Source organism: Mycobacterium marseillense (assembly GCF_010731675.1).
In the GTDB taxonomy this organism is placed as follows: Bacteria; Actinomycetota; Actinomycetes; order Mycobacteriales; family Mycobacteriaceae; genus Mycobacterium; species Mycobacterium marseillense.
Window position 1 is genome coordinate 171,986 of the sequence record NZ_AP022584.1, and the last position, 26,665, is coordinate 198,650.

The 26,665-nt window shown below is 64.7% G+C and carries 26 protein-coding genes; 12 read left to right on the top strand and 14 right to left on the bottom strand.

What is annotated here, in order from left to right:
* Positions 1-257 precede the first annotated feature (257 nt).
* Entirely contained in the window at positions 258-1,190 is a 933-nt protein-coding gene (locus G6N26_RS00750; RefSeq protein ID WP_083016420.1) for a LysR family transcriptional regulator, read from the bottom strand.
* Between the two features lie 1,021 nt (positions 1,191-2,211).
* Here G6N26_RS00750 and G6N26_RS00755 point away from each other — a divergent pair.
* The 6 genes from G6N26_RS00755 to G6N26_RS00780 all read left to right on the top strand — a co-directional run bounded on the left by G6N26_RS00755 (position 2,212) and on the right by G6N26_RS00780 (position 10,283).
* Positions 2,212-3,405: a PucR family transcriptional regulator gene (locus tag G6N26_RS00755; RefSeq protein ID WP_232067518.1), complete on the top strand. Its 1,194-nt coding sequence runs from the start codon at positions 2,212-2,214 to the stop codon at positions 3,403-3,405.
* Positions 3,406-3,933: 528 nt separating this feature from the next.
* Positions 3,934-4,269, top strand: a complete 336-nt coding sequence (locus tag G6N26_RS00760) for a hypothetical protein (protein ID WP_067166665.1) — start codon at positions 3,934-3,936, stop codon at positions 4,267-4,269.
* A 148-nt stretch (positions 4,270-4,417) separates the two neighbouring features.
* Positions 4,418-4,840 (top strand): hypothetical protein, encoded by a 423-nt coding sequence (locus tag G6N26_RS00765; protein WP_225323238.1) that lies wholly within the window; start codon positions 4,418-4,420, stop codon positions 4,838-4,840.
* Between the two features lie 184 nt (positions 4,841-5,024).
* Positions 5,025-6,179, top strand: a complete 1,155-nt coding sequence (locus G6N26_RS00770; protein ID WP_067166661.1) for an NAD-dependent formate dehydrogenase — start codon at positions 5,025-5,027, stop codon at positions 6,177-6,179.
* Positions 6,180-6,315: 136 nt separating this feature from the next.
* Complete coding sequence (locus G6N26_RS00775; RefSeq protein WP_083016427.1) at positions 6,316-7,770, top strand: catalase; 1,455 nt, start codon at positions 6,316-6,318, stop codon at positions 7,768-7,770.
* A 746-nt stretch (positions 7,771-8,516) separates the two neighbouring features.
* A complete protein-coding gene (locus G6N26_RS00780; protein WP_067166650.1) occupies positions 8,517-10,283 on the top strand; it encodes a GMC family oxidoreductase in 1,767 nt (588 codons plus the stop codon).
* Between the two features lie 341 nt (positions 10,284-10,624).
* Here G6N26_RS00780 and G6N26_RS00785 read toward each other — a convergent pair whose 3' ends face one another.
* Entirely contained in the window at positions 10,625-10,774 is a 150-nt protein-coding gene (locus G6N26_RS00785; RefSeq protein WP_155524101.1) for a hypothetical protein, read from the bottom strand.
* A gap of 96 nt (positions 10,775-10,870) precedes the next feature.
* Here G6N26_RS00785 and G6N26_RS00790 point away from each other — a divergent pair, with 96 nt between their 5' ends.
* Entirely contained in the window at positions 10,871-12,067 is a 1,197-nt protein-coding gene (locus G6N26_RS00790; RefSeq protein WP_067166644.1) for a cytochrome P450, read from the top strand.
* On the opposite strand, the gene G6N26_RS00795 is transcribed toward G6N26_RS00790, so the two are convergent.
* Positions 12,064-13,101 (bottom strand): Acg family FMN-binding oxidoreductase, encoded by a 1,038-nt coding sequence (locus G6N26_RS00795; RefSeq protein ID WP_083016431.1) that lies wholly within the window; start codon positions 13,099-13,101, stop codon positions 12,064-12,066. The two genes, G6N26_RS00790 and G6N26_RS00795, sit on opposite strands and share 4 nt — an antisense overlap.
* A 276-nt stretch (positions 13,102-13,377) precedes the next feature.
* Here G6N26_RS00795 and G6N26_RS00800 point away from each other — a divergent pair, with 276 nt between their 5' ends.
* Positions 13,378-14,787, top strand: coding sequence for a WS/DGAT/MGAT family O-acyltransferase (locus tag G6N26_RS00800; RefSeq protein WP_083016525.1), 1,410 nt, complete (start codon positions 13,378-13,380; stop codon positions 14,785-14,787).
* A gap of 52 nt (positions 14,788-14,839) precedes the next feature.
* Here G6N26_RS00800 and G6N26_RS00805 read toward each other — a convergent pair whose 3' ends face one another.
* Positions 14,840-15,562, bottom strand: a complete 723-nt coding sequence (locus G6N26_RS00805; protein ID WP_083016435.1) for a helix-turn-helix transcriptional regulator — start codon at positions 15,560-15,562, stop codon at positions 14,840-14,842.
* 97 nt (positions 15,563-15,659) lie between these two features.
* On the opposite strand from G6N26_RS00805, the gene G6N26_RS00810 reads away from it, so the two are divergent.
* Positions 15,660-16,430 carry a DUF2249 domain-containing protein gene (locus G6N26_RS00810; RefSeq protein WP_083016439.1) on the top strand — a complete coding sequence of 257 codons (771 nt, stop codon included), beginning with the start codon at positions 15,660-15,662 and terminating at the stop codon, positions 16,428-16,430.
* A 31-nt stretch (positions 16,431-16,461) separates the two neighbouring features.
* Here G6N26_RS00810 and G6N26_RS00815 read toward each other — a convergent pair whose 3' ends face one another.
* The 5 genes from G6N26_RS00815 to G6N26_RS00835 form a co-directional block, all read right to left on the bottom strand.
* Entirely contained in the window at positions 16,462-16,653 is a 192-nt protein-coding gene (locus tag G6N26_RS00815) for a ferredoxin (protein WP_067166628.1), read from the bottom strand.
* A 39-nt stretch (positions 16,654-16,692) separates the two neighbouring features.
* Positions 16,693-17,166, bottom strand: a complete 474-nt coding sequence (locus G6N26_RS00820; protein WP_083016442.1) for a hemerythrin domain-containing protein — start codon at positions 17,164-17,166, stop codon at positions 16,693-16,695.
* A gap of 33 nt (positions 17,167-17,199) precedes the next feature.
* Positions 17,200-17,640, bottom strand: a complete 441-nt coding sequence (locus tag G6N26_RS00825; protein WP_083016445.1) for an OsmC family peroxiredoxin — start codon at positions 17,638-17,640, stop codon at positions 17,200-17,202.
* 94 nt (positions 17,641-17,734) lie between these two features.
* A complete protein-coding gene (locus G6N26_RS00830) occupies positions 17,735-18,871 on the bottom strand; it encodes a mandelate racemase/muconate lactonizing enzyme family protein (protein ID WP_083016449.1) in 1,137 nt (378 codons plus the stop codon).
* A gap of 20 nt (positions 18,872-18,891) precedes the next feature.
* The gene (locus tag G6N26_RS00835; RefSeq protein ID WP_083016453.1) at positions 18,892-19,872 is read right to left on the bottom strand and encodes an Acg family FMN-binding oxidoreductase; all 981 of its coding nucleotides are present in this window, start codon (positions 19,870-19,872) and stop codon (positions 18,892-18,894) included.
* 130 nt (positions 19,873-20,002) lie between these two features.
* On the opposite strand from G6N26_RS00835, the gene G6N26_RS00840 reads away from it, so the two are divergent.
* A complete protein-coding gene (locus tag G6N26_RS00840) occupies positions 20,003-20,740 on the top strand; it encodes a helix-turn-helix transcriptional regulator (RefSeq protein WP_083016457.1) in 738 nt (245 codons plus the stop codon).
* Positions 20,733-21,170 carry a group III truncated hemoglobin gene (locus G6N26_RS00845; protein ID WP_067166610.1) on the top strand — a complete coding sequence of 146 codons (438 nt, stop codon included), beginning with the start codon at positions 20,733-20,735 and terminating at the stop codon, positions 21,168-21,170. Before G6N26_RS00840 ends, G6N26_RS00845 begins: the two co-directional genes overlap by 8 nt.
* A 76-nt stretch (positions 21,171-21,246) precedes the next feature.
* On the opposite strand, the gene G6N26_RS00850 is transcribed toward G6N26_RS00845, so the two are convergent.
* Entirely contained in the window at positions 21,247-21,654 is a 408-nt protein-coding gene (locus tag G6N26_RS00850) for a cupin domain-containing protein (protein ID WP_232067519.1), read from the bottom strand.
* A 52-nt stretch (positions 21,655-21,706) separates the two neighbouring features.
* Here G6N26_RS00850 and fdxA point away from each other — a divergent pair, with 52 nt between their 5' ends.
* Positions 21,707-22,054 carry a ferredoxin gene (gene fdxA, locus G6N26_RS00855; protein ID WP_067166603.1) on the top strand — a complete coding sequence of 116 codons (348 nt, stop codon included), beginning with the start codon at positions 21,707-21,709 and terminating at the stop codon, positions 22,052-22,054.
* A 135-nt stretch (positions 22,055-22,189) separates the two neighbouring features.
* Here the strand turns inward: fdxA and G6N26_RS00860 are convergent, their stop codons facing one another.
* The 4 genes from G6N26_RS00860 to G6N26_RS00875 form a co-directional block, all read right to left on the bottom strand.
* Positions 22,190-22,657 carry a GreA/GreB family elongation factor gene (locus tag G6N26_RS00860; RefSeq protein WP_067166600.1) on the bottom strand — a complete coding sequence of 156 codons (468 nt, stop codon included), beginning with the start codon at positions 22,655-22,657 and terminating at the stop codon, positions 22,190-22,192.
* A gap of 72 nt (positions 22,658-22,729) precedes the next feature.
* Complete coding sequence (locus G6N26_RS00865) at positions 22,730-24,004, bottom strand: NAD(P)/FAD-dependent oxidoreductase (protein WP_083016464.1); 1,275 nt, start codon at positions 24,002-24,004, stop codon at positions 22,730-22,732.
* A gap of 241 nt (positions 24,005-24,245) precedes the next feature.
* Positions 24,246-24,875, bottom strand: a complete 630-nt coding sequence (locus G6N26_RS00870; protein ID WP_083016466.1) for an Rv1733c family protein — start codon at positions 24,873-24,875, stop codon at positions 24,246-24,248.
* 182 nt (positions 24,876-25,057) lie between these two features.
* Positions 25,058-26,581, bottom strand: coding sequence for a PucR family transcriptional regulator (locus G6N26_RS00875; RefSeq protein WP_083016469.1), 1,524 nt, complete (start codon positions 26,579-26,581; stop codon positions 25,058-25,060).
* Between the last annotated feature and the right edge of the window lie 84 nt (positions 26,582-26,665).

Below are 26,665 nucleotides of genomic sequence, written 5' to 3' on the forward strand. Positions count from 1 at the left end.
CCGATTGCGCAGCCGGCCACAGTAGGCGTCCCGATCGCTTCATCCCCGACAGTCCGACCGCAGGGATCAATGCAAACAATTTCATGATGTTGACAGCCCCGTTCGGAGTCGATGAACTCGTGCTAATGGTCCCTGGAAGTTGTCGCCGAAAAGCGGTCTCAGCTGTCGTGCGTTGGTGCCGTCAGTCGCAAGGCGGCGCCACTGTCACATCTGCGCTATCGTGCTGTGCTGCACCGCCGTTGGGGGCCTACATCCGGTTAGCGGCGATTGACACCCCCGAGTCGTTCGGTGAAAAACTGGTCCAACGCAAGAGCTTGTGCGCTTTGCATGAACGCAGCCACCAACGGGGATGCATGTCCAGCGGAGTTGCTAGCGACCACGATAGGCGTTGTGACGATAGGGTCGATGAGCTCGATGGCGCGTAGGTCGGCACCCATCAGCGTTGTCCATAGCCAAGTGTGCGGAACGATGCAGGCCCTGTCGCCGCTGGCTGCTTGCGCGAGCAGTGTGCTCACCGAGTCGGTTTCAACTCGAGGAGTCAGACTGATGCCGAGGTCGGCGAAGGTTCCATCGACGATCTGGCGGACGCGTATCTCTGGTGTGAGCAACGTCAGTGGCAGCTTGGCCGCATCCGACCACGGCAGTGTCGTGGTGCTGGCGGGCACCATGCCGATCGGTGCGATGAGGAAATATCTCTCTTCATATAGGGGCAAAAAATCTAACCCGGCGATCTCCTCGTCCTGGGCGCCGGGAACGATCGCGGCGTCGAGTTCGAAGTCGCGCAGCCGGCGGTACAACTCTGAGGTTGCAAGGTGTGAGCGGACTTGAACCCGAACCATCGGATGCTGTGAACAAAAGCCTGACAGCACCAAAGACGAGGTAGTTGAAGCAGTCGGTATGGTGCCCAAGCGAAGCATTCCGGTGACCCCGGATCGCATGCCTCGCATTTCGGCCTTCAACGCCGCATGCTCAGCAACCACCCGCTTCGCCCATGGCAGCAACCGTTCCCCTTCGGGAGTCAGTCCGACAAAGTTGTTTCCACGCTCGATGAGTGTGACATCGAGTTCGCGTTCGAGTTTGGCGATCGCGGCCGACAGCGCAGGTTGCGACACGTGGCAGCGCAAAGCCGCCCGGCCGAAGTGGCGCTCCACGGCGACCGCCACAAAGTACTCCAGCTGACGGAAAAGCACCGGCGCCTCCTTGCAAACTGCGCTGTTGAGCTTGCCTGCTGGTGTGGCAACAAGGCTAGCGTGACGGGATCAACTGACGCTGAGCACTTAAACTTTCTGGGCTTGGGCTAGGGATAGCTACGGAGCCGTATCCAAGATTTCTGGCTGCCCATTCGCCGCGATTTGGCGGCGGCTACAAAGGCGAACGAAGTCAAGCGTCGCGGCCGGTTGCACGCGGCAAAAGGCCTTGAGACACCCCAACGGCGACGGCGCGGTCGTTGGGGCCATCTGGGGCGACCAGGACGGCGTCGGTTGAGGTGAGGGCGGATCGTGGCTTTCCTGGGGGTGCTGGCTGACCACTTGGTTGCTGTCTGCGGACGACTGCAGCGTGCGACCACTTCAAGTGAGCACCGAAAGCCGAAACCGTTGCCTCGCTTGGCAGTACTCCGATTACTGTGTTCAAATACGCGCCGTGCCGTTTTTATATGCCTAAGGCCGCTTGCGGCTCGCCATTCTGGAATGGAATTCGTTGACCTGCGAGCGATAGACCAGATCAATCGCCATCATCCAAATGATCAATCGTGGATAGCCGCATTTTCCTTGAGACCTTGCTCGGCCTAAGCGTAGTAAGGAAAAGCGACATCTAGGTGCGCGAGCATGCTCGACCTGATGACCATCAATGACAGGGTGGTGGGGGTTGCAATAGTGCGTCCTCGGCGCCACGGATGAGTACTTTGCCGGCTGGGAGCCAGTCGGAAATGACGTTCATTTGCGGGCTTTACGGAATTGTCCAAGGGGGGCAGGTTGCGGCGATCGACGGACTCTAGCCGGATGTACCCGGTTGGCTACTCGCCGCTGGGAAAATTGGCACGTCGCGACTCATTACCTGCGCGCAAAACATCACCCACGTGCGACTTTGCTCGGCGGTGTGTGGCCGTGCGAGGCGAATCCGGCGATGGCATGCGCGTTGGCGCAACCGGGTGACGTAAGCGGGTCCCCGGGACCCGGACAAGAGGTCGAGGCGGAAAATGAGGATGACGCGGTGGTCGAGGTCCAGTCGTCGACGGTAGGTGCTGCGGACGCGCTAGGCGGCATCGCGCCGGTGGTGGTTTCGCATGCATTCATCGATGCGTTGCTCGGCGAACAGGATGAGCTCCACCGGTGGCTTGGCGCGGCAGTACGGCAACGCCTCGTGTCGTATTGCCTGATACCGGCCGAATCATTTGACTTCGAGATGGGCGTCGTGCTCCGCCAGGTCTTCGCGGCGGCGAGCAGCCGCCAAGCAACATTGAACGAACAAGACGAAGCGGACCTGGCAGCAATCGGTGAGCAGCGAGCGCGCCAAGGCGTCCCCGTTGACGACATGCTTCGCGCATGGCGAGTCGCCACCGAGGCAGCTGTAAATTATGTGCGCAAGCTGGCGCAACGCGACGACGTCAGCGAGTCGAGGGCGCTGGAATTCCTTGAGTGCGTATTGCGGTGGTCCGATCTGGCCCTCGTCGTAACGACACGGGCGTACCGGCGCGCGGAGCTCGCGCTGGAGCGTGCGGCCGACGAGCGTGATGTGCGGTTCGTCCGCGGGACCCTGTTAGGCACGATTCCCAGCGTCGAGTTGCGCATGAAAGCCGAGGTATACGGGCTGGACCCTGATGGTGAGTATGTCGCTTTTCGCGCTCGAATCGATGACGACACTTCTCGCCGCCAGCTGGAAAAGGCGGTGGGCTTTCATGATCCGCTGTGCGAAAGGCGCGGACTGTGCGCCGATGTCGACGGCGAAGTCGTTGGGTTCATGACCGAGGCACCGCCCACAGACCTCGACGGCATCATTGGATTCGGGCACCCAAAGCCACTGGAACAGCTCGTTGAGTCCTACCGCCTGGCGACGCGCGCATTGGTGACCGCACAGGCGTGCGGACGTCGCGGAACCTACGACATCGTCGCGTTGGGTCTGCGCCCAGCCGTCGCGATGGACGTCGACGTAGGCGAATCGCTGCGCAGGCGCTACCTCGAACCGCTCGCTGCGGCGAGTTCGCCTGGTGAACTGATGGCTACCCTGCGGGCGTACTTGGCGTGCGGAATGCACGTGGAGCGAACCGCGACGCGGTTATTTGTTCACCAGAACACCGTGCGCTATCGCATCGCGCGTTTCGAGGAACTGACGGGCGCGGACCTCGGCAGTACCGAGGTTGTGCTCGAACTCTGGTGGGCACTCGAGTTCTCGGCGATGCGTTTGTAGCTGATCGCCGAAAGCCAGTCCTACATCCCCCAAACGGTTCGCGTCGCGCGCAATTCGCGTCAGCACCAGACACCGCTGGATGCGAAAAGGCTGTCGTATAGGGCGAAGCGGTTACGAGAAAGCCTGGCGCCGTATGCCAGCACCGCCGAACGGCAGGCGAGGAACTGATGGCCACTACGAGTCAATTGCCACCCACATTGGGTCGTGCACGCTGTGGTATGGGCCTTGACATTCGATGTTGTAGCGCCCACCAAAGCCGAGCAAAGAATCAGCGAGAAATCTTGGAAACGGCTCCGTAGCCATTGGCGCTCCGTCCACCGACAGTTAGAGGCGAGACCGCGATGAGTGACCGCAGGCAGGGTGCGGCTCGTCGCACTACCTGCAGGTAGCTATCGCGTCTGAACGGGAAGTCTCGGCGCTCTGGGGTGGTCACGTGGATGACATCGAAGGCATCGCGTGCGCGAATGCCCAGAGTCTGCCCCGCCTCACCGACAAACGGTTGTATTGTCACGGCGCTGGGCCGCGGCCATGAACCGGCGGCATGCGCGGCCGGCCCGGGCGGCTGTGTTTGTTTTCGGCGTCCTGGGATTCAACCAAGCCATCGCCCATGCTGACCCTGTCGAGCCGAACGTCCTCAACTATGCGGTCGTTGCGGCGCCAGTGGTTTGCCGCACTCTCAACGAGGATCCGACCATCCTTGGGGTCGCCGGGCTGATGCAAGCCGTGATCGTGAAGACGGGATTAACGGCGTACCAAGCTGGTGAGGTGGTCACTCTGTCCGTGATCAATGAGTGCCCTTGGCACACGGCACTTCTGAATCAAATCGCAACCGATTACGCTCCGCAAAGACTGCGATCGGCATGACTGCCGCTGGCATCGTTCCGCACGCCACCCGCACTACGGCGTCACACCAGGAGTCGCTGCGATGCACTGAGACCCGACCATCTGCCACAACGGGCATTTGCCGAACGACACCGTCATGGTTACTCGCGAGGAATAGGAGGCCTAGACAATGAGCACAGCACGCGAGATGGTGCGCCACGGGCTACTGTTGGACGCCCTCGGCGATCCCGTCGATCTCAATGCCGTCGATTGGCATGTCAAACAACACAATCCGACGGCAACAGCGACAGAAGTGCAAAACGAGACCTTGGAGGTCATTCGCTCGCTGGTCAGCGATGGGCTGTTCAGACTGGGCAAAGAGACTGTGCTCGGCGAACATCTGGGCGGAGTGGCCACCGAAGGGGAACGCTTCGTTGCCTGGAACCAGTCTCTGGACCATGCACTGCACAAGATTTCCCACGTTTACGTCAAACACTACGACGATCCCGAGAAGTGGATGTACACCGCGTTTTTGCAACTCACCGACAAAGGCGAGCAGCTCGCACGATCCCTTGAACGCAACGACATCGAGTCCTACCGAGGCCTCGAATGACGGCGGCGAAGCTGCCGCGAGGCGGTTCCCGCGAGGTCGTTTAGCCGTGCACACTGTGAGGCCCTTGTAGCTGCGACCAAAGCGGCGGCGGGGAATCTCAGAAGTGGCTCTATAGCCATTCAGCGCCATGTCCGCAGATGCTGGTAACTGCGAGTCCGCGACCAGCCGCTCGAGGAGGATGCGAATGGCGAAATGTGTGATGGTGCTCTATCCGGACCCCCTTAATGGCTATCCACCCAAATACGCCCGGGATGGTATTCCGGTGCTCGCGAGTTATCCCGACGGCAGTTCGTTGCCAACCCCGTCCAAGATCGATTTCACGCCCGGCGAGATGCTCGGCTGTGTGTCCGGGGCGTTGGGGTTGCAGGAGTTTTTTGAGGACGGTGGACACGAGTTGGTGGTGACCTCGGACAAAGATGGGCCGGATTCCGAGTTTGAACACCACCTGCCTGACGCCGATATTGTGATCTCCCAACCCTTTTGGCCCGCATATATCACCAAGGAGCGGTTCGCCAAGGCCCCCAAGCTCAAGCTGGCATTGACCGCGGGGATCGGCTCAGATCACGTCAATCTCGACGAAGCCAGGGCCAGGGGCGTCACGGTCGCAGAAGAAACCTACAGCAACAGCATCAGCGTGGCCGAGCACGCCGTCATGCAGATTCTGGCGTTGGTGCGAAACTTCATTCCCTCGCACCGCTGGGCCGCCACCGGCGGCTGGAACATCGCCGACTGTGTGTCACGCGCCTACGACATCGAAGGCATGGACGTCGGAGTGATCGCCGCCGGACGGATCGGGCGGGCGGTGCTGCAACGGATGAAGCCGTTCGGAGTTCACTTGCATTACTTCGACGTTCACCGCCTGCCGCTCGAGGTGGAAAATGACCTCGGCGTCACCTACCACCGCGATGTGGAGTCACTGGCGGCCGCGGTGGACGTGGTGTCCATCCACTCTCCGCTGATTGCACAGACCCATCACATGTTCAACGAGAAGTTACTGAGCAAGATGCGGCGCGGCTCTTACATCGTCAACACCGCACGCGCGGAAGAGACCGACCAGAAAGCGATCGTGGCGGCGCTCGAGAGCGGTCAGCTCGCCGGTTACGCCGGTGACGTCTGGTACCCGCAGCCGCCGCCTCCGGATCACCCGTGGCGGATCATGGCCAACAACGCCATGACGCCTCACGTTTCGGGCACCACGTTGTCGGCACAGGCCCGCTATGCCGCCGGAACCCGGGAAATCCTCGAAGACTGGTTCGCCGGTAGACCCATCCGGTCGGAATACCTGATCGTGGAGGGGGGAAAATTCGCCGGCACCGGGGCTGCCTCCTACGAGCAGTAGGCGCCCATGCCGAAACACGTCGGATGGACGGCGGCCCTCCCAGCCGCTCCGCCGATCCCAACCCAACACCGAGCTAAACGCACTGTGTGCGAATCACCGTAATTTCCACAATGTTTGAAGACGAGGGGATAGGCAGATGACGGAGAACTTCACTACGACGAATGCGGGTGCTCCCGCACCTAGCGACGAACACTCTTTGACGGTGGGTCCGGATGGTCCGGTCCTGTTGCAGGATTTCTACCTGATTGAGCAGTTGGCGGCGTTCAACCGCGAGCGGGTTCCCGAGCGTCAGCCGCACGCCAAGGGCGCCGGCGCGTTCGGCCGATTTGAGGTCACCAATGATCTGAGCGCCTACACCAAGGCCGCGGTGTTTCAACCTGGTACGACGACCGAGGTGTTTGTGCGACTCGCCACAAATGCGGGTGAGCGCGGCAGCGCTGATACCCTCCGCGACACTCGAGGGTTTTCGGTCAAGTTCTACACTACCGAGGGCAACTTCGACCTCGTCGGTAACAATGTGCCGATCTTTTTCATCCGCGATCCGATCAAGTTTCCGCAGATGATCCGCTCAGCCAAGCGCCGCGCGAACAACGACTGCCACGACCACAACATGCAGTGGGATTTTTGGACTCTGTCCCCGGAGACTGCGCATTTGGTGACGCTGGTGATGGGGGACCGCGGCATCCCCAAGACGTTTCGAAACATGAACGGCTATGGCCTGCATACGTTCAGCTTGCTCAACGCCGCCGGTGAGATCTCTTGGGTGAAGTTTCACTTCAAGACCAATCAGGGCGTCGAGTGGTTGACCCAGGAAGAGGGTGATCGGTTGGCCGGTACCGACCCGGACTGCTGCTTTCGCGATCTGTATGACGCGATCGAGCGCGGGGAGTATCCGAGCTGGTCGCTGAAGGTGCAGATCATGCCGTTCGAGGATGCGAAGACGTATCGGCTCAATCCGTTCGATGTGACCAAGGTGTGGCCGCATGCCGACTATCCGCTCATCGATTTAGGGACAATGACCCTGGACCGCAACGTGACCGACCACCACACTGAGGTCGAGCAGGCAACCTTCGCGCCCCACGCGCTGGTGCCCGGCATCGGACTAAGCCCGGACAAACTGTTGCTGGGGCGCAGTTTCGCTTACGCCGACGCGCATCGTTACCGCGTCGGGGCCAACCACAACCAGATCCCGGTCAACGCCCCGAAGTGTCCGGTACACAGCTATTCCAAAGACGGGCAGATGCGCTTCGTCAACTCCACCGATCCGGTGTATGCACCTAATTCCTATGGCGGGCCGCATGCCGACGAGGACCGGGCATCCGTGGTGAAATGGTCTGTCGACGCAGGAATGATGATGCGCGCCCCCTACACCCTGCGACCCGATGACGACAATTGGAGCCAGGCCCGCGCCCTGGTGCGTGGCGTGATGGACGACGCGCAGCGGGAACGTCTGGTGCACAACGTCGTTCACCATGTATCTGATGGGGTCAAAGAGCCAGTGCTCTCGCGAGTGTTTGAGTACTGGCACAACATCGACCCCGATATCGGTGACCGAATCGAGGAAGGTGTGCGCGCTGCCTTGAGTGAGTAGGCGATCTCGGCGAGCCGGAAACGGGAGAAGCGAGCAAGGGCTGCAGCGCTCAGGCCCAGGGCGACAACGGTCATCGTCGTCGGCCGCGGTTTCGTCGGTTTCGGCTGCTCACGCTGCCTGGCTCACCAGGTATGCAAGTTGAAGGCATCCGGCGTCGGGGCGACGCCTCTCTCATCCAGTTGAGGGGTGCCCCGGCGTCGACAACCGTAACCATGACGGGAAGTATTGCGGTGCAACGTGGTTGGGATATTTTGAGATGGCTCGCGCCCTGCCGATGACACCTGGCGTTCGACGAGCATTTGGACGATCGTCGGTGCACCCGGGTAGGGGCCAACCACTGCCGGTGCCGCGGTGCTGTGCGCGCGACGCAGTTAGCGCGCCGGGGAGGGTCGGACGCTGCGGTGAGTTCCCCAGCTAGGTAACGGTTCTGCGAGGGTTACTTTTCAGCGGCACCCATGAGGACTCGATTGCGTGTCTGGCGGTTGACGGACTTGGCAACGGCGACTTGGCCATACGATGCATGCGCAGAATGATCGGACTCATTTCTCAGGGATACGACACGCTTCCCGCACCCCTTGTACTGGATCCCAAACACGGGTCCGGGTATCTCAGAGCCGGCTCCATAGACATCGAAATTCCTTGGAATAACACTGATGTGCGGGGCCGAACGCCGCGCTTGTAGCAGGCCAGCGCTGTGTTGAGTGGCCCGGCCAGCTGCACACCAAATCCATTTATAGGAGGAACTCATGTTAGAGGAGCAACTCAGCGCCCAGCATGACGGAGCGCGCTTTGACTTCGTCGTCGTTGGCGGCGGCACGGCGGGTTGCGTCGTGGCTGGCCGGCTCGCCGAAAACCCCAACGTCAGTATTTTGATCGTGGAGGCGGGTGTGCCGAACCCGTGGGACGTTGACATGGTCACCACGCCGTCGCGGGCGATGGAGATTCGAGGCACCGAATCAGACTGGAATTACAAGGCCACGTTCGTCAAACGCGACGTCTGGGAGCGCACCGACAAGCAATGCACCCGCGGCCGGGCTCTCGGTGGCAGCTCGGCGGGGAACTACTTCAGCTGGATCCCGGGGTGCAAGCCAACCTTTGACCGCTGGGGCGAATACGGTGGCCAAGAATGGACCTGGGAACCGCTGGTGCCGTACCTGCGCAAGAGCGCCACCTACCACGGGGACCCCAAGGACGCCACCCGCTACCCGGCCGAGCTCGAGAAAATCGGCGCCGGTGGCCCCCTTCCCATTTCGCACGCCGACATCCCGGAGTTGCAGAACTTCCGTGATGCTCTCATTCAGGCCTGGACGTCGCGTGGTTTGCCTGTTACCGAGAACATTTACGACGGTGAGATGAACGGGCTCACTCATTCCATCAACAGCATCTACAACGGCCAGCGATCTGGGGCTTACCTATTCGTCAAGGACAAGCCCAACATCACCATCTTGGGTCACACTCGCTCCAAGCGTCTGATCATTGACTATGCGGATCGGACAGCCAAAGGAGTGACAGTCGTTGACTCCTTGGGCAACGAGCGCAACTTCTATGCCAACCGGGAGGTCATCCTTTCTCAGGGCGTCTTTGAGAGCCCAAAGCTGCTGATGCTCAGCGGTATCGGTCCCGCCCGCGAGCTGGCCAAGCACGGGATTCCGGTGATTGTCGATTCACGACACGTCGGCCAGCACTTGCTCGACCACCCCGGCGTCCCCTTTGTGCTGCGTGTCAAGGATGGATTCGGTATGGACGAGACCTTGATCCGGCACGGGGCCAATTACAAGGACGCGGCGGCGGCCTACCAGAAAGACCACTCCGGCCCCATCGGCTCGGGCTTATTGGAGATGATCGGCTTCCCTCGCATCGACGAATACCTGGAAAAGGACCCTATCTACTGCGAGGCCAAGGCTGCTAACGGCGGGGTCGACCCCTTCTCGCCGGAGGGACAGCCGCACTTTGAACTCGATTTCGTTCCCATGTTCGGCAGTGCATTCCAGTGGCAGTACCCGACCCCCGAGGAAGGCGACCACCTGACGGTGATGGTGGACCTAGTCCGTCCGGTGTCCGACGGCGGCACGGTGACGCTCAACAGTGCTGACCCCCTCGTGCAGCCCAACATCAACCTGAACTTCCTCGCCAACGAGCTCGACATCATTGCCTTGCGTGAGGGCATCAGGTTCGCTTATGACGTGCTCACCAAGGGTGAGGGCTTCAAAGACCTTGTGATCAGCCAATACCCCTGGGACATGCCTTTCCACTCCAACGAGCTGATGCGAACGTCCGTTCAGGACCGGGTCCAGACCTCATTCCACCCATGCGGCACCAACCGGCTGTCCAAGAACATCGACCAGGGTGTGGTCGACCCACAGCTCAAGGTCCACGGCGTCAATAAGCTCCGGGTCATCGATGCGTCGGTTACTCCCGTAATCCCCGACTGCCGAATCCAAAACCACGTCTACATGATCGGGGAGAAGGGCGCGGACGCCATCAAGGCGGACCATAAGGATTTGTTCAAGTAATACTCGCGCCCTCCTCGGCTTAGGGTGCTGCAGTAATCCGGAGCCGGGCCAGTCGATGCCGCCGCCCCACACGGCGTCGCGGCCCGGTTCTCCGGATAGCAATGCGATACAGCGGTTTCCATCACCATTGAGTGCTCGATCCGAGGAGGGCGAGGGGCTCTTCTCTGCGCCCGGCAGAAGCACCTGCGACCGCAGCTACCAGTTTTCCGGCGCCCAGGCCGGCGGCAGTATTAGAGGGCGCTTGTAGCGGCTCGGTGACGGGGGCGATGTCGATGCTCAGAACGGAGTACGGGCACCTGCTGCCGGGGTGACCACGAGGACGGGCGTTACATTTGTGTGTGCTAGTGTAACTGCGTTCGCAACAGCCCGACGGGAAAATGATGACCGCTGAGGTAGTCGTGCGTGCCGGGATCGCCGCATTGAGCAGCAACGATGCCGACGAAGTCTTTTGTCGGCGTTGATGTGGTGACGATGCGCCACCGGCCGGTCATAGACGCATATCAGGTGCGGAGCGAATAGATGCGTCACTCGCTCGTGGACACCTGCGTGCTGCCCCTCCCGTTCAACCACGCCCCGATGGAGTTCTGATGACCGCGCCCGCAGCCCCCACCGAATCCGACCTGTACTACGACCCGTACAACGTCGACCTCAACATGAATCCCTATCCGGTCTTCGCCCGGATTCGGGAAGAGGCCCCGCTGTATTACAACGAACAGCACGACTTCTACGCGCTGAGCCGCTACGACGACGTCAACAAGGGCGTGATCGACCACGAGACGTTCATCTCCGGGCGCGGGGCACTGCTCGAGATCATCAAGTCCGGCATGGAAATACCGCCGGGCACACTGATTTTCGAGGATCCGCCGATCCACAACATTCACCGCAACCTACTGTCGCGGGTGTTCACACCGCGCAAGGTGCTCGCACTCGAGCCGCAGATCCGCGAATTCACCGCGCGCTGTTTGGATCCGCTGGTCGGGTCGGATCGGTTCGACTTCGTCAACGACCTCGGCGAGCAGATGCCGATGCGCGTCATCGGCATGCTGCTGGGGCTCCCCGAAGACCGGCAGCGCCAGATCACCGACCACGGCGAGGAGACCCTGCAGGGCAAGACCGTCGACGCGCTGGCCACCGGTGAGGTGTTCGCGGAGTTCATCGACTGGCGCGCCGAACACCCCTCCGACGACATCATGACCGACCTGCTCAACGCCGAGTTCGAGGACGAGAACGGCACCGTGCGCAAGCTGCGCCGCGACGAGCTGTTGATGTACCTGACGGTCATCGCCACGGCCGGTTCGGAGACCACCACCCGCCTGATCGGCTGGGCCGGAAAGACGCTGGCGGACTACCCGGATCAGCGCCGCGATCTGGTGGAGAATCCCGCATTGATTCCCCAGGCGATCGAGGAGATCCTGCGCTGGGAGCCGCCGGCCCTGCAGATGGCCCGCTACGTCACCCGTGATGTCGAGTACTACGGCCAGATCGTGCCGGAGGGTTCGGCGATGCTGATGCTCGTCGGCGCCGCCAATCGCGACCACCGCAGGTTCGCGCCGGACGGTGACGTCTTCGACATCCACCGGGAACAGCGCTCCCACATGACCTTTGGTGCGGGCACACACTTCTGCATGGGCAACGCGCTGGCCCGGCTCGAGGGCCGGATCGCGCTGGAGGAGATCCTCAAGCGCTTCCCGGCCTGGGAGGTCGACTGGGCCAACGCGGTTCCGTCGGAGACCGCCGCGGTCCGCGGCTGGGCCGCCATGCCCACGCTGGTTTCCCGCTCCTAACGCGAGGCCAACGTCGCCTGTGCGCCTGACCACTGCACGACGTCGGCGAGAGCGCGCCGCGGTGTTGGCGGCAAGGGGGCCGCGCCGTCGGCGGCCCACCCCACCCGCAGCAGCATCTGGGGATAACCATCCGCAGCCCACACGTCGGCGCGGATGGCCTCGCGTGTGGCCGGGATTTCGAGGGGTTCGGTGATCGGGCACGTCGCCAGCCCCATCGCCGTCGCCGTCAGCAGCACGGCGCTGGTCGCCTCGCCGACGCGCAACTGAGCCAGGCGGTCGTCGGCCGCACCGCCGAGCATCAGGATGACGGCACTGTCCTCGGCCGGTGAGGCGTCCGGCGGCTGCGCCAGTCCCGGCCCGGCAAAGATGCGGCCGGGTATCGGTGCGCCACAATCGTGTTCGGGAACGTTGCGGGCGGGCACCCCGGCTAGGGAACCGTAACGGCCGCTCCACCGTGCGAGCTCGACCAGGTAATCGCGGTCGGTCGCATGTGTCAGCGCGGCGCGTTTGACGATCTCGTGTAGCTTTTCCGTGGCATCGACCTTGCGCAGCGTCACTCCCATGCGCGCGGCCACAGCGGCCATCGAGGCGATATCGCTCGCCGCGACCGGGCGCGCACTGTAGGTCCGCCGATCGGATCGGCGCCGCGGGATCGCCTCCGACAGGAGGAGGTCGGCGCGATCAGGGGTGTGTGGAAACACCTCGATGGCGGCGAGGTGGCTGGGGTCGGCCGGATCGGGGAGGCGGTGCACGTCGGCCCGCCAGCCTGTCGCCGCCAAAGCGGCGACGCAATGATGAAGCGCCGCACCGCAACTCAGGATCAGGTCCCGGCCGTCCGGGTCGGTGTTGGGTAATCGCATGCCCGGATCGGTGTAGAGGTGCAGGCTGGTGCGATCCACTCGCCATCGCCACGGCTGCGTGTTGTCGATGGAGGGCGCCCGGGTGGCCGACGCGAGAACGGCGTCAACGACCCGCGCATCGGGGAAGGGCCGGGCGTTCCCGGCAGTGGCGTGCTTTTCCGCCGCACTCGGCATGGCTGCCTCCGATTGTCGACGGCCCAGCCCCTTGCGTCCAGGCCAGTATAAATGAATAATATCCGTTAAATAGGTGGCGAGCAACCGGGCGGAAGAATAGGCGGGTCGACCGTTGATCCACGGCGCCAAAACGCCTTTGGGTCGCGAGGCGCGCTGCTGCCGTCGCCTATTCGGGAAGACCGCCTCGGCTTGGGGACTTTTGGCCCTGCTGTCGTGGCGTTCCGCGATCGAGAATGGTGTTACGACTAGTTGCAGATAAGGTTGGAGGTGGCGGCCGTGGATCAACTGACAACCCTTGACGCCGGCTTTCTCAAGGCGGAAGACGCCGATCGGCACGTGAGTTTGGCGATCGGCGGCCTGGCGGTCATCGAGGGTCCGATCCCGGACCGGGCTGCGCTGATGGCGACCCTTGCCGAGCGGATCCGCTTGTGCCCGCGGTTCGGCCAGCGCCTGCGGACGCGCCCGTTCGACCTCGGTGCACCCGTATGGGTGGACGATCCGGACTTCGATCTCAGCCGCCACGTGCGGCACATCGCCTTGCCGCGGCCCGGCGACGATCGCGAGTTGTTCCAGTTGGCGGCCGACGTGATTTCGCGTCGCCTCGACCGGGATCGTCCGCTGTGGGAAATCTGGATCATCGAGGGCCTCAGCGACAACCGGTGGGCAATGCTCACCAAGATCCACCACTGCATGGCCGACGGAATTGCCGCCACCCATATGCTTGCCGGTCTGTGTGATGACGGCATCGGCGAGAGCTTCGCGAGTCATATCCGTGCCGGCAAAGCGACTGGCCCGCAAGGTCCTTCACCGAGCGCACGCGGGGTCAACCCCTTGAATATCCTCGGCGGCCTGTGGAACGCGTCAACGGCCATCACGGCGACCGCGGCTCGTACGGCGTTGGGTGCCGCCGAGATTGCCGCCGGCTTGTTGCGTCCCACGACGACGTCGCTGAACGGGCCGATCACCACGTTGCGCCGCTACGGGGTCGCTCGGGTTCCCCTCGCCGACATCGCGCAGGTGTGCCAAAGCTTCGATGTCACCATCAATGACGTTGCCCTGGCCGCCATTACGGAGAGTTACCGTGACATCCTCGTGCAGCGGGGTGAAGCGCCGTTGCCGGATGCATTGCGCGCGCTGGTGCCGGTGTCGATGCGGTCTGTCGACGCGATGGACAGGACGGATAACCGCGTGTCGGTGATGCTGCCGTATCTGCCGGTCGACGAGGAGCACCCGATAGAGCGGCTGCGGGCCGTCCATTCCCGCTTGGACCGCACGAAGTCTCACGGACAGAGCCAGGCGGGTCACGCCTTCGTGTCGATGGCCAATCGCATTCCATTTCCCCTGACCGCGTGGGCCGTCCGGTTGTTGACCCAGCTTCCGCAGCGCGGTGTGACCACCCTGGCGACGAACGTCCCGGGGCCTCGTCAGCCGCTGCGACTCATGGGCCAACGGGTGCTCAGCGTATTCCCGGTTCCGCCGATCGCGATGCAATTGCGAACCGGGGTGGCGATGCTCAGCTATGCCGAGGACCTGTTCTTCGGTGTATTGGCTGATTACGAGGCCGTCGCCGACATCGACGCACTGGCCCGCGGGATCGAGCTGGCGGTGGCACGTCTGGTAGCGATCAGCAAGCAACGCAAACGAACGCGCGGTCGCCGCGGGCTGTCACTGGTCGTCAACGTCTAGCCGTCGCACGCAAGGTTATGCCTTGATTGCCGGCCGGCGCCGGGAAACTCGGTCAATGATGATGCCGCACAACGGGATCAGGCAGGAACAATCGGCAGGCGCCGGGCTCGGCGAAGGGTATGAGGTCGAGGCCCGGTGTGTCGGTGACGCCGAGCCGCTCCAGCATTCCCTCGACGATCCCGAGGTGGACCTGGCAGACGATCGTCGGGTAGCGGCGGGCCGCGTCCAGCAGCGGGCAGCGTCGCAGCGCGATCCCTCGGCGCCCGCCCGCGCCGTCAACGTCGCCGGCGGCGTCGTCGTCGGGCGCAAACCCGAGGCGAGCCAACGCCTCGAGTACGGACTGCCGGGCGTCGCCGCCGGCGACGCTGCGCTCGCCGATGAGGTCGCGTCCCCACTCGACGCCGGCGGCGCGCGCGTCGCGCTCCGGGTGGGCGCTGGTGCGCGCCAGTTGTCCGGCCAGCGCGGTCGCCAAACCCGCGTAGTCCCGCATCGCCACCGCGGGGTCGGCGGCCGACGCCCGGTACACCGTCGCCGGGCGTCCGCGTCCAGGTGACCTGGCGGTGGAGCGTTCGACGAGCCCAAGCTCGACGACCGCGTCGAGATGTTCGCGAACGGTGTTGGCGTGCAAGTCAAGAGCCGCTGCGGCATCAGTGACCCGGGCGGGGGAGTTTGCCCGCACGTAGTCGAGCACCCGCAGCCGCTGGCCGGACAGCGCCACCGGAGCCTCCAGTACCGGTGTCGGCCGCGGGCCCAAGGCGACGGGCTCTTTTTTCACGGAATTTATTGTAGTAAATTATTGGGCGATACACCTAGTGCAATGAGCCAGATTCGCTCGGTGAAGCGATCGGGCTCGACCCCGAAAGGAAGCCAACATGCCGGCCAACGATGTGATCGTGGCGTCCACAGCTGCCGATGCCGGCGCGGTCGAAGCCATCACCAGCCACCGCGCGCAGCTGGCCGGGCAGCTCGCGGTGCTCACCGACGCGATGGTCTCGGCGGTCGAGCGCGGTGCGGACTTCGAGCCGGCGCGTGTTGCGGCCCTGGGCTTTTTGGCCGGCGAGTTGCTGCCGCACGCCGCCGCCGAAGAGGAGCGCCTGTACCCGGCCGCCACTCGCACGCCGCGCGCGCGGCCCCTGATCGAATCGATGATCGCGGCGCACCGCGTCATCGGCTCCCTCGTCGACAGCATCCGCACGGAACCGCCGGTGCGCGCGGCCGGTTCCGGCCAAGCCCTGCGGGTGCTGTTCGACGCGCACCTGGTCGACGAGAACGAGCGGATCCTGCCGATCGTCGCCGCCGACCCGGACGTCTCCCTGGTGGAGGTGACCGAGGGCATGCATGAACTCCTCGGCCACGCGCGCGCGGCCGCCAATGGCGCGGAGCCATCGCACAATTGCGGCTGCGGCGAAACCGATTCCGACGATCCGGTGCTCGACGTCCGCGAGGTGCCGCATTCGATCCGGCACGCGACGGTGTTCGGCGCGTTCGACGCCGTTCCGGCCGGCGGCGCCCTGGTGCTGGTGGCTCCCCATGACCCAGTCCCGTTGCTACGCCAGCTCGACCACCGAGTCTCGGGTCGGCTCGACATCCACTACGAGCAGCGCGGCCCGGAGGCGTGGCGGTTGCGGCTGGTCAAGCGGTAAGGGGTAAGTCGCCGAAAACCGCGCTGCGCGCCTAGTCTTCGCGGGAGAGCGCCGCGCGGGGGCACGCGGCGACCGCCTGCTCGGCGAGCGCTTCCTGCTCGGGGGGTACGGGGTCGGTGAGGACCACGGCGTACTCGTCGTCGTCGAGCTCGAACACCTCGGGCGCGATGTTCACGCAGAACGCGTTGCCCTCACAGCGATCACGGTCCACTATCACGCGCATTGAGAATCCTCCTTCGATACCTCGGCCAGGCTGCAACCCTCACGCATTGGCCTGCTGGCACACCCATCCCTCGGGAGTGCGTCCGGCCTGGATGAACCGGATCAGCTCCGCGGTCGTCTGCGGCGGCAGCTCGGTGTCGGCGTTCGGATAGATGACCGGCTCCTCTTTGGAGTTGTGCTGGTGAAGTTGATCCAGCAGCTGTGTGCACGTATCCCTCAGTCGCTGACTGTCGTTGCCGTCGGCGAGCAGATCCGCGAGCGTGCCCATGGTGTGCCAGAGCTGACCGTGCTCGCGCATCATGACGAAGATCGGCATCACAATCCCGGCTTCCCGCAGCGGAGGGAACAGGAAGACTTCCTCGAGATAGATGTGCCGTCGCAGCGCTTCCAGCGTGCCGGTCAACAGTTCGCGCTGCACGCTGCCGCAGTCGAGCTTTTCGATGAAAGCCTCTATCGCGTCGTCGATTTCGCGGTGTTCCCGCGTCAACTCGGCCGATAGCGTCAAGCTGGTCATTCGTCTCCTCCGCCGCGTCAGGCAGGTTCTGTTCTAGTCGAGTTTGGCATCGACACTGATCTCCGCACCCGCGAAAAGGCGCGACACCGGGCACAGCGCGGCGGCCTGATCGACCACGGCGGCAAACGATTCGGCATCTAGACCGGCAACGCTTGCCGTGACCTTCAGCTGCGACGTGGTGATCGTCGGAACTCCATCGACGGCATCCAGGGTCACGGTGGCGGTGACCTCGAGCCGCTGTGGCGGCGTGTCGTTCTCGCCCAACTTCAAGGCCAATGCCATCGAAAAGCACGACGAGTGCGCCGCCGCCGCGAGTTCTTCCGGACTCGTCTTGCCGCCGGGCTGCTCGGTGCGCGAGGCCCAGGTCAGCGGCAGGCCATCCAGGGCACCGCTGCTGCCCTGCGACAGCTTGCCCTCGCCCGACGCCAGCGGGCCTTCCCACGTGGTCCGCGCTGCCCGTTCCGCAATGCTCATGATTCCTCGATCCCTTTCTCCACGCTCTCGGAATTTATACAAGCCGCGTTTGTGTAAACCCTAGAGGCCGCCGCGCCCGTTGGCCAGAGTGCCGTCATGGTTCTGTGTGCCGACGGTGAGTGCTGATGACGTCGGGATCGGGGTCGATGCCCAGGCCGGGACCCTGCGGGACCGAAATCCGGCCCGCCCTCGGGGTGAGGGCGTCGCCATAGATGGACGCTTCCAGTTCGAACCAGCGCCACTCGATCATCGAGTTGACGCCGCCCAGCGCAGCGGTCGCGTGCAGGGCCGCGAGGAATCCCGGACCGTCGTAGAAGGAGTGCGTCATCACCGCGGTGTTGTGGACGGCCGCGAGGGGAAAGACCTTGCGCAACTCGCTGATGCCTCCCATCTTGGCCGGGCTCGGCTGAACAAAGTCCACCGCCCCCACGGTCAGCATTCGCTCGAATTCCAAGAGGGTGGAAGCGTTCTCGCCGGACGAGATCGGAAGACCGGTGGTTTGTCGCAGTTCGGCCAGACCCTCGAAGTTCTCCGGCGGCCACAGCGGCTCCTCGAGGAATTTGAGCCCGACCGCGTTGAGTTCGTCAGCGACGGCGGTGGCTTCGGCCAACGACCAGGGGCAGCCGGCGTCCACGATCAGCTCGATGTCGGGGCCGGCCTCCTCGCGGGCCGCCCGGATTGCCGGCATGCCCGCCTCGTGCAGCTTGAGCACCGCAAAGCCGGCGTCGATCGCCCGCCGGACCGCGACGCGGACCAGCGTTGGGTCGGAATAGCAGGCCAGGCTCGCGTAGCACGGCATAGTGGCGACCCCGCCGCCCAGGAGCTGGGACACCGGAGCGTCGGCGAGCTTGCCGGCGATGTCCCACAACGCGATGTCGACCGCCGAGAGGCCGTAGGTCAACGCACCGCCTCGCCCGAACACGTGCAGCTTCTTTTGAATCTCCAGCATCAGCGGGCCGATTCGCGTGGCGTCCCGGCCCACGCACAGCGGTGTGATGAGTTGGTCGACAGCAAGTTTGGCGGAATCGACGGCGCTGAACCCGAAGGCTTCCCCCCAACCTTCGACCCCGTCATCGGTTGTCACCTTGACGAGCAGCGAGTCGGCGGCGATCAGCGGGTCTCCCCACAGCGACGCTCCGGGTGTGCTGTCCGCCTTGAGTGGAATGCGCAGGGGGACCGTTTCGATCTTGGCGATCACGGCGGCGCGGTCAGCGGCGATCGGCGCAGTCATCGCTGCCATTGAACCCCGACTCAGCTCGTCGATCGCAATACGTCGGCGAGCGCGCGCCGCGGCGTGGGCGGTGGCGCCACGTCGAGTGCCGGTGCGACACCCACCCGGATCAACACCTGGGGGAGGTCGGTGTGACCGGTGAGTGCGGCGAGCAGTTCACGGCTGACCGACAATTCGGTCAGTTGCGACACCGGGCAGGTGGCCAAGCCGGCCATCGTGCATTCCAGCAGCACGCTCGACAGTGCCTCGCCGCACTCGAGCGCGTTGGCGTGGCTGTCATCCTCGGTGGACAGCATCAGGATCTTCGCGAAATCCCGCGTCACCCCGGCCCGCCTGTCCAGATTGCGGGTGAAGGGAAAGTGACGATTGACGCCCACCCGATTCGACTCGGCCGCCGAAATCAACGAGCTATAGGGGATCCCCTCTGATGCTTCGAACGGCGCTGTCCACCAATCGAGTTCGAGATGGTAGGCGGAGTCATACAGGCGCAACGACTCGGTGAACTCGGCGGCCTCGGCAAGGCGCGGCCGCATCGCTTCCGGCAGTACGTCCAATCGCACGACGCCGGTGCCGATCCTGCCGCGGAGCGAGGCCTCCACCGATTCCCAGTCGACGGGCGCGAGGAACGGGAGTCGATCCGTCCGACGCTGCAAAATCGCGTCGGCACGGCGACGCTGCTCGCCGGTCACGCCGTGGGCGGGGGCGAATGTCACCCTGGCCAGGTGCGCGGGATTGTCTTTGTCGGGAAATCGGTCAACCTCGGCGACCCAGCCCGCGGCCGCCATCGCCACCCGAAGGTGTTCGAGCGCACCGCCGCAACCGAGATGGGCGTCGCGCATCGACCGATCCGCGTGCACGACACGGCTCACATCGAGAAACAGGTCCACGGCGGCGCCGTCGGACACCCACCGCCACGGCTGGGTGTTGTACAGCGACGGGGCGCGGCAGGCCAACTTAACCGCGTTCTCGATGACCTGGGTTTCCACCATGGCGTTCAACACGGCGCACCTCCGGTTTCTCTGCTGCCCCAATATCGTTCGCTGTCGGAGACATCTGGGACGTGCGGTGCTATTATTAATGAATAATATCCTCGAAATAGCTGGAAGGCAACCGGACGAGAGGACGGATGGGGTGGGCGAGCAGCAGATCGGAGTCGAGGCCGGGCGGCCGCATCGCGCAGCACAGAACCGGCAGCGCCAACGAGTTCTTGAGCTGGTACGCGAGCACGACGAACCGGTCGATGCGGCGGAACTCGCCGCACGGCTTGGCTTGCACACGACGACGGTGCGTTTTCACCTTGACACGTTGTGCGCCGAGGGACTGGTCGAGCGGACGCGGATTACGAGGGCCGGCGTGGGTCGTCCCCGCACCGGCTACCGCGCGGTGCGCGAGCGGCTGGACTATCGAATCCTGGCCGAAATATTGGCCTTGGAGCTCGGCGACACCGCCGACAAGAGGCGCCGCCGCGCCGAAGCCGCCGGCCGGCGCTGGGCCGAGCGGATTACCGACGAGGGCCCAGACGAAGACGCTGCGGGACAACATGTTCCAGCCGGCACAGCACCGAAGAAGGCCGCTGAGCAGCGATCGGCGATGATCACCACGGTGTTCGAACGGATGGGATTCGGTCCCGAACTGGTTCCCGCACAAGAATCGTCCCGCGGCGACCAGCGGACGATTCGCCTGCACAGCTGCCCGGTCCGTGATCTGGCTCGCGATCACCCCGAGGTGGCCTGCGCGTTGCACCGGGGCCTGTTGCAGGGCCTGGCAGACCCGGTGAAGTCAATCGGTCCGGCGCCGGAGATGCAGGTCGAATTGGAGCCGTTCGTCGAACCCGAATTGTGTCTGGCCACGGTGATCGCGCATGACTGAGATGTGTGCCCCGGCAGGTCAAGTGCTCGCAGATGTGGCAAACCGCGGGGACATCGAGGCGCTCTTACGGCGGTTTTATGGCCGGGTAATGGTCGACGACGTCCTCGCCGAGCCCTTCGCGGAGCTGCGGAGCAAGGGCCTGGAGTCGCACATCCCGGTGATGGCCGACTTCTGGGAGACCGCGCTGTTCCGGGCCGGGCTCTACCGCGGCAGTGCGTTGCACGTTCACCGACAGCTCCATCAACGAATTCCGTTGGGCGGAAGCCACTTTATCCGCTGGCTGACGACGTGGAACGACACCATCGATGAGATGTTCCGGGGGCCCATCGCCGAACGCGCGAAGATCCAGGGTTCCCGGATCGCGTGGGCCATGCACCGACGGCTGACGGGCGCGGACTCGCCGGATCTCGATACCCTGATCGCGCGCTGAAGCCCCGGAGGAGCGCCTACTGCCGGAAGGGCTTGCCTTCCGGGCGGACCGTCGGCGGCGTGGTCCGTGCCGTGAGCTACGGGGGCAGAATCCTCCACTTTTGGTTCACGGTCAGATAGCGAAGTCCGTCCGGGCCGGCGATGAACCGCGGACGCGCCCGACTGGGTAGCCACAACACGGCGCCGGCCGTCAATGGGATCGTGCTCGTGGCGGTGGTGAGCCGACCGCTTCCGGACAGCACGCGGATCACGGCGTCGACGTCAGTTCCGGCAGTATCGAATTCGCCGTTGGGCGGCAGGGTGACGACGTTCCAGTCCAGGTCGCGTTCGCGCGTGCCGGACCTCCTGGTCACGCGGGCGGTATCCGACAACCGTCGTGTCGGCCGACGGGTCTCAGCGGCCACGAGCGTCGATTGTTTGTCGAACGCGGGCAGCCGCGCCGCGTCGAGTTCGTTGTCGGCCAGGGGTCTCGACTGGTCGGTCATCGGAGCCCACTCCATCTGGTTTATACAACCTCACTTGTGTAAACTCTACGGCATGGCATACGTGATAGGAAAGCCCTGCGTAGACGTGATGGACCGGTCCTGCGTCGAGGAGTGTCCGGTCGACTGCATCTACGAGGGCGGCCGGGCGCTTTACATTCATCCCGACGAGTGCGTCGATTGCGGGGCGTGCGAGCCCGTTTGCCCCGTCGAAGCGATCTACTACGAGGATGACCTGCCCGACGAGTTGCAGCCGTATCAGGCGGACAACGCGGCGTTCTTCTCCGAAACGCTGGAGGGCCGCGACGAGCCCCTGGGGTCACCGGGCGGCGCCGCCAAGATCGGCCCACTCGGCGTCGACACACCGTTGGTGGCCAACTTGCCCAAGCAAGAACCTGAGTGAGCGTGAGCGTGGCCGGCCCGCTTACTCGGGCATCACATGCGCCCGTACGCGACGGCCATCAGGAGGAAAATCCCCGCAACCAGAAGGAACATCGTCGCCAACGGGTCGATCACATCGAAAATCATGGGATCGCCGTCAGCTGAGGCCCGCCAGGTGAACTCCGTAGGGAACGGCCTTCAGCAGTGTGACGGTGAGTGTGACGCCGCTGGGCAGCGTGTAGGTGCGCTGCTCGCCGGGACGCGCGCCGGCGATCGCGGCGCCCAGCGGCGATCGGATCGAATACACCTCCATGCCGCCGTATTCGGCCCCGCGCACACTGAACAGGAATGTTTCGATCTCGCCGGTGTCGTCGTAGCGGATGGTCAAAACCATGCCCGGCTCGGCGATTCCATCGTCGGGTGGATCCTCACCGACAACCGCATCGACCAGCAGCTCATGGATCCGTCGAATGCGAACCTGCCACGCACGCTGGACAGCGACCGAGTTTTCGTCGTTGGCACTGCCAACGGCGTTGGTGTCACACAATTCCCGCAGCGTCGCCAGTTCTCGTTGGAGGCGCTCGTAGGCCTGCGGTGAAATCCATGCGGGTTGAGTGCTGGTCATATCTGTTCCCTTTCCTGACAGCTTTCGAGTGCGCCTGAGATATGGGCACCGTTGTGGCGACACGATTTCGGGTTATCGGGCGGCCTTGCGGAGCGTTCTGTGCCGCGGGTCGAATTCGGCGAGAGGCTGGGGCTGCTTGCCGGTGGTGATTTGTTCGGCCAGCAGGCGACCGGTCACCGGCCCGTGTGCCAAACCCCACATGCCATGCCCGCCGGCCACGTAGACGCCCCGCACCAGCTCACCGATCAGCGGACGGCCATCGGGCGTGACCGTGCACGCACCGACCCATACATTGCTGCGCGCGGCCCAATCCACCCCGTCCAGCAGGGAACTGGCGGCGGCGGCGATGGCCTCGACCCGCTCGCGGGGGTGCGGCTGGTGGCGGCGGCGGAGTTCCAGTGCGCCTGAAACACGCAGCGCGCCTTTGTAAGGCGTGCACGCCACCCGAATGTCCGGCAGGTAGATGGGCGCCAGTATCGGCCGGTCCACCGGCACGGTGAACGAGTAGCCGCTCTGGGCCTGGACCGGGACGCGCAGCCAGCGACCGGCCAGCCGCGACAACCGGTCACCAGTGGCGATGACCGCGGCGTCGGCGGTGAGCGGGTCGCCGCGGCGCGGGTGCACCACGGCACCACTATCGGAGCTGTGGACGTCGTCGATGTCCAGCCTGTGCATCGCCGCCCCGCGCGCCATCACCGAGCGGCCCAGGGCTGCGACGAACCGCCGGGGGTCGACGAACCGCTGGCCATTGACGTTCAGGCCGGCGGTGACTGCCGGCGAGGCCAGAGGTACTTGCTCGCGAAGTGCCGCGCCGGAGAGTGCGGTGACATACATTGGCTGTCCGGCGTTTTCGAGCTGGTGCAGCATTTCCAGCATGCGTTGCGCTTCTTTGGTGTCGCGAAACAGTGCGGTGATCGGCGCGTCGGTGACCGGTGCGTCGACGCCGTTGGCGATCAGCACGTCGAAGGCTTCGATGCAGTCTTCATTGAGCGCCACGCCGGCCCGCAGGGCGCGGCGCGACGACGAACGCCGATGGGACGGTGACAGCTGCATGAAGAAGGCGCCCAGGTGCACGCCTACGGTCGACGGCGTCAGTGTCGGTGCGGAGGGATCGCGGCGGGCCTGCGTGTCGGCCAGCACGCCGGAGGGCTGAAGCGGAAGGGTCAATGCCGGAGCGATCCAGCCCGCGTTGCCCCACGACGCGCCCGCGGCAACGCCCGTGCGATCGACCACCGTGACGTCGACGCCGCGTTCTTGGAGGAACCATGCCGTGGACAATCCGACGATGCCGGCACCCACGACGATCACCGATCTGGGTCCGCCGTCAATAGGCTCGACGCCACCCATCGCGCACCTCCGCAGCCGCTCGTGTTGGTGAGATCCATGGTGGTGGGCGCGGTTGCCGCGGTGTTTGCCGGAACTCGACAACGCGGGGGTGAGCCGTTGTTCCGAACCGACAACACCATTGCTGCGGCTCTCTGCACCTAGGTGCCCTGGCGGAGCCGTGCGCCCGCGCGGCACAAGCAAATCCCCGCGGCCGTCGACCGCGGGGATGGGTGGTGAAGACGTCGATACGGCTGCCGTTGCCTCATCGATGCCCGACGAGGCTGTCGAAGTCGCGTTGCCAGGCGGCGTGGCGCGACCGGTCGAGCGCGACCCGGACGGCGCCGAATAAGCCTGCCGCCAACAAACTCAGGGTGGACCAGGTCGCGACGGCGAACGCCACGCCCGCGTCGACGGCGGTCCGTACCGGCGGCCGAACCGGGACGCCCTTGTCGTCGACCCAAATCTCAATCGCATCACCGGTCTTCACGTTGAGTGGCGCGGCGACATCGCCGGTGTGTTCGGTCCCGGCGACCGACCATCGTGCAGGCACCATCACCGTTGGACTTTCGAGGTTCCTGCGCGGGTGGCTGTCCCCGACGGACGTCGCGGTCACCTGCCGGCGAGCCTGGACCTGCTCGGCGTGCACGCGGCTACCGGACTCGTGGACCGCGGTACCCACGGCCGCCCCGATGGGAATCGCCACCAGCGAGATCGCGATGGCCAGCACCAACATCAGTGCCTCCACCCGGTCGCTGGCGCGTATCAGCGGGTTGCGCCCGAACAATCGCGAGGACAGCCGCCGAGGCAGGGTTGGCACGGTGAAGCTCTCCATGGCGGCGCCATCGTCCGGTTCGCCGGCGGGCCGAAGATGATCGGGACGTTGGGTGCTCATCGGATGTTTCCTATCGACGGGTCGGCGCGGGTTCGAGGTTCGCACACGGCAGCCGGAAACACGCCGCCACTGAAACCGGCCACGGTGGACAACTTCATGATGGCGGGGATGCACTTCGCAAGCTTTGCCGCAGCAAGACAACCGCGCCGCGGCGCTTTGTCGGATCCCGACAGCGCCGCCGGTCAGTCGGTGTCGGCGGCCGCGAGTTCGATCATCATCGCCAGCCGCTTTCTGGCATCGTCCAACGACAGGGTCGTGATCTCAGCCATTTTGCGCAGCCGGTAACGAACGGTGTTCTCGTGAATTCCCAGCCGTTCGCCGGCCTCGGTGGGGTCGCCCTGGGCCTGTAGCCACGCCCGCAGCGTGAGCACGTAGTCGGTGCCGTTGGCCTGGTCATGGCGGCGCAATTCGGCCACCGGCCCGCGGGTCGGCGCGCGCCCCGAGCGTGCGGCGGCGCGCAGCCGTTGCAGCAGGATGTCGTCCCACGACTCGTCGTAGGCCGGAGGTGCGGCCGCCGGTGATATCTCGTGCAACGCCAGGCATTCGTCGGCCTCCTGGCGTGCGGCGGCGAGGTCTGCCACCTCGGCCACACCGCTGACTCCGGCGATCACGGTCGCCTGCTCGGGCAGGGCTGCCTGCAATGTGGTCACCCAGCGTCGCGCCGTCACCGCGTCCTCACCGGGCAGCACGGTGTAGACGATGTTGCCCGCCAAAGCGCTGCGCCCCGGCCGTGACCAGCCGAACCCCGTGGTGGCGCGCTCGAATGCCAACAGCAGCGCGGCATCGCGGTCGGCGCCGACGAACGCCTGCACCGCGATCACGCGCAAACCGTTGTGCGCCAGGCCCAGCCTGCTCGCCACCGTGGCCGCGTCGGCGGCGCCCTCCAGCAACCGGATCACCAGTTCGGACTCGACCTGGCGCTCCAGGTCGGCGCTCGCGCGTGACCGCAGCAGGTGCAGGGCCACGGTGTGCGCGCCGTCGGTCAGGGCCCTGCGCGCCGCGTCGTCCAGCGGTGCCGGGCAGGCCACCCACACCGACCCGATCAGTTCCGCGCCGGATCGCACCGCGACCACCATGCGCCCGGTCAAGCCCTGGTCAGGGGCCTTGGCGATAAACAGCGGCTCGTCGGAGGCCGCCAGGTGCGCGAGTACCCCCCGCGACTCGAACAACGCGCGGAGCGGTTCCGGCGTCTGCCGTCCCAGGATCGTCTCGACCCGTGCCGGGTCCGCATGCTGCTGCAGCCTGGAATACGCCAACACCCGCAACAGCCGATCGTGGATGACGACGGCGCTGCCGATCGCGTCCGCCAAACTGTCGGCCAACGCGAACAAATCGGTTGGGCCGCGGCCGGATTCGGTCTCGCGGCCCTCGAGCACCAGGCCGTAGACCACGGCGGCCACCGCGCTCCAGGACACCGTCTCATCGATGACCATCACCGCGCCCACTTCAGTGCTGCTGTCGAACGTCACCGGTGTCTCACCGTCGCGCAGCACCACCACGACCGCGCGCGCCGACGCGGCCCAGCGCACGGCCTCGTCGAGTGAGGCGGCGCCGATGGCCAGCAAGACGTCGCCCACTACGGCGCGTTCGGTGGGCGGCTCGTGGACGACCACGCTGCGCAGCTCGGTCGACCGGGGCACCGACGACCACCGCAATCGGACGCCGTACCCACCCAGGACGTTCACCAGGCGGTCCAGTGTGATCATGCGCCGGCTCCAACGATGTTCGGAAACGAGAGGTTAGGTGCTTGTATTGTGCCCCCGGATCTCGGGAAACACGGCGATTGTGGC

Coding starts and splice junctions, on each gene's coding strand:
- G6N26_RS00770 (WP_067166661.1), top strand. CDS start 5,025: ATGGCGAAATGTGTGATGGTGCTCTATCCGGACCCCCTTAATGGCTAT.
- G6N26_RS00815 (WP_067166628.1), bottom strand. CDS start 16,653: ATGCGCGTGATAGTGGACCGTGATCGCTGTGAGGGCAACGCGTTCTGC.
- G6N26_RS00785 (WP_155524101.1), bottom strand. CDS start 10,774: ATGACCGGCCGGTGGCGCATCGTCACCACATCAACGCCGACAAAAGAC.
- G6N26_RS00870 (WP_083016466.1), bottom strand. CDS start 24,875: ATGAGCACCCAACGTCCCGATCATCTTCGGCCCGCCGGCGAACCGGAC.
- G6N26_RS00775 (WP_083016427.1), top strand. CDS start 6,316: ATGACGGAGAACTTCACTACGACGAATGCGGGTGCTCCCGCACCTAGC.
- G6N26_RS00845 (WP_067166610.1), top strand. CDS start 20,733: ATGACTGAGATGTGTGCCCCGGCAGGTCAAGTGCTCGCAGATGTGGCA.
- G6N26_RS00875 (WP_083016469.1), bottom strand. CDS start 26,581: ATGATCACACTGGACCGCCTGGTGAACGTCCTGGGTGGGTACGGCGTC.
- G6N26_RS00850 (WP_232067519.1), bottom strand. CDS start 21,654: ATGACCGACCAGTCGAGACCCCTGGCCGACAACGAACTCGACGCGGCG.
- G6N26_RS00865 (WP_083016464.1), bottom strand. CDS start 24,004: ATGGGTGGCGTCGAGCCTATTGACGGCGGACCCAGATCGGTGATCGTC.
- G6N26_RS00830 (WP_083016449.1), bottom strand. CDS start 18,871: ATGACTGCGCCGATCGCCGCTGACCGCGCCGCCGTGATCGCCAAGATC.
- G6N26_RS00760 (WP_067166665.1), top strand. CDS start 3,934: ATGAACCGGCGGCATGCGCGGCCGGCCCGGGCGGCTGTGTTTGTTTTC.
- G6N26_RS00765 (WP_225323238.1), top strand. CDS start 4,418: ATGAGCACAGCACGCGAGATGGTGCGCCACGGGCTACTGTTGGACGCC.
- G6N26_RS00860 (WP_067166600.1), bottom strand. CDS start 22,657: ATGACCAGCACTCAACCCGCATGGATTTCACCGCAGGCCTACGAGCGC.
- G6N26_RS00825 (WP_083016445.1), bottom strand. CDS start 17,640: ATGAGCATTGCGGAACGGGCAGCGCGGACCACGTGGGAAGGCCCGCTG.
- G6N26_RS00795 (WP_083016431.1), bottom strand. CDS start 13,101: ATGCCGAGTGCGGCGGAAAAGCACGCCACTGCCGGGAACGCCCGGCCC.
- G6N26_RS00820 (WP_083016442.1), bottom strand. CDS start 17,166: ATGACCAGCTTGACGCTATCGGCCGAGTTGACGCGGGAACACCGCGAA.
- fdxA (WP_067166603.1), top strand. CDS start 21,707: ATGGCATACGTGATAGGAAAGCCCTGCGTAGACGTGATGGACCGGTCC.
- G6N26_RS00810 (WP_083016439.1), top strand. CDS start 15,660: ATGCCGGCCAACGATGTGATCGTGGCGTCCACAGCTGCCGATGCCGGC.
- G6N26_RS00780 (WP_067166650.1), top strand. CDS start 8,517: ATGTTAGAGGAGCAACTCAGCGCCCAGCATGACGGAGCGCGCTTTGAC.
- G6N26_RS00790 (WP_067166644.1), top strand. CDS start 10,871: ATGACCGCGCCCGCAGCCCCCACCGAATCCGACCTGTACTACGACCCG.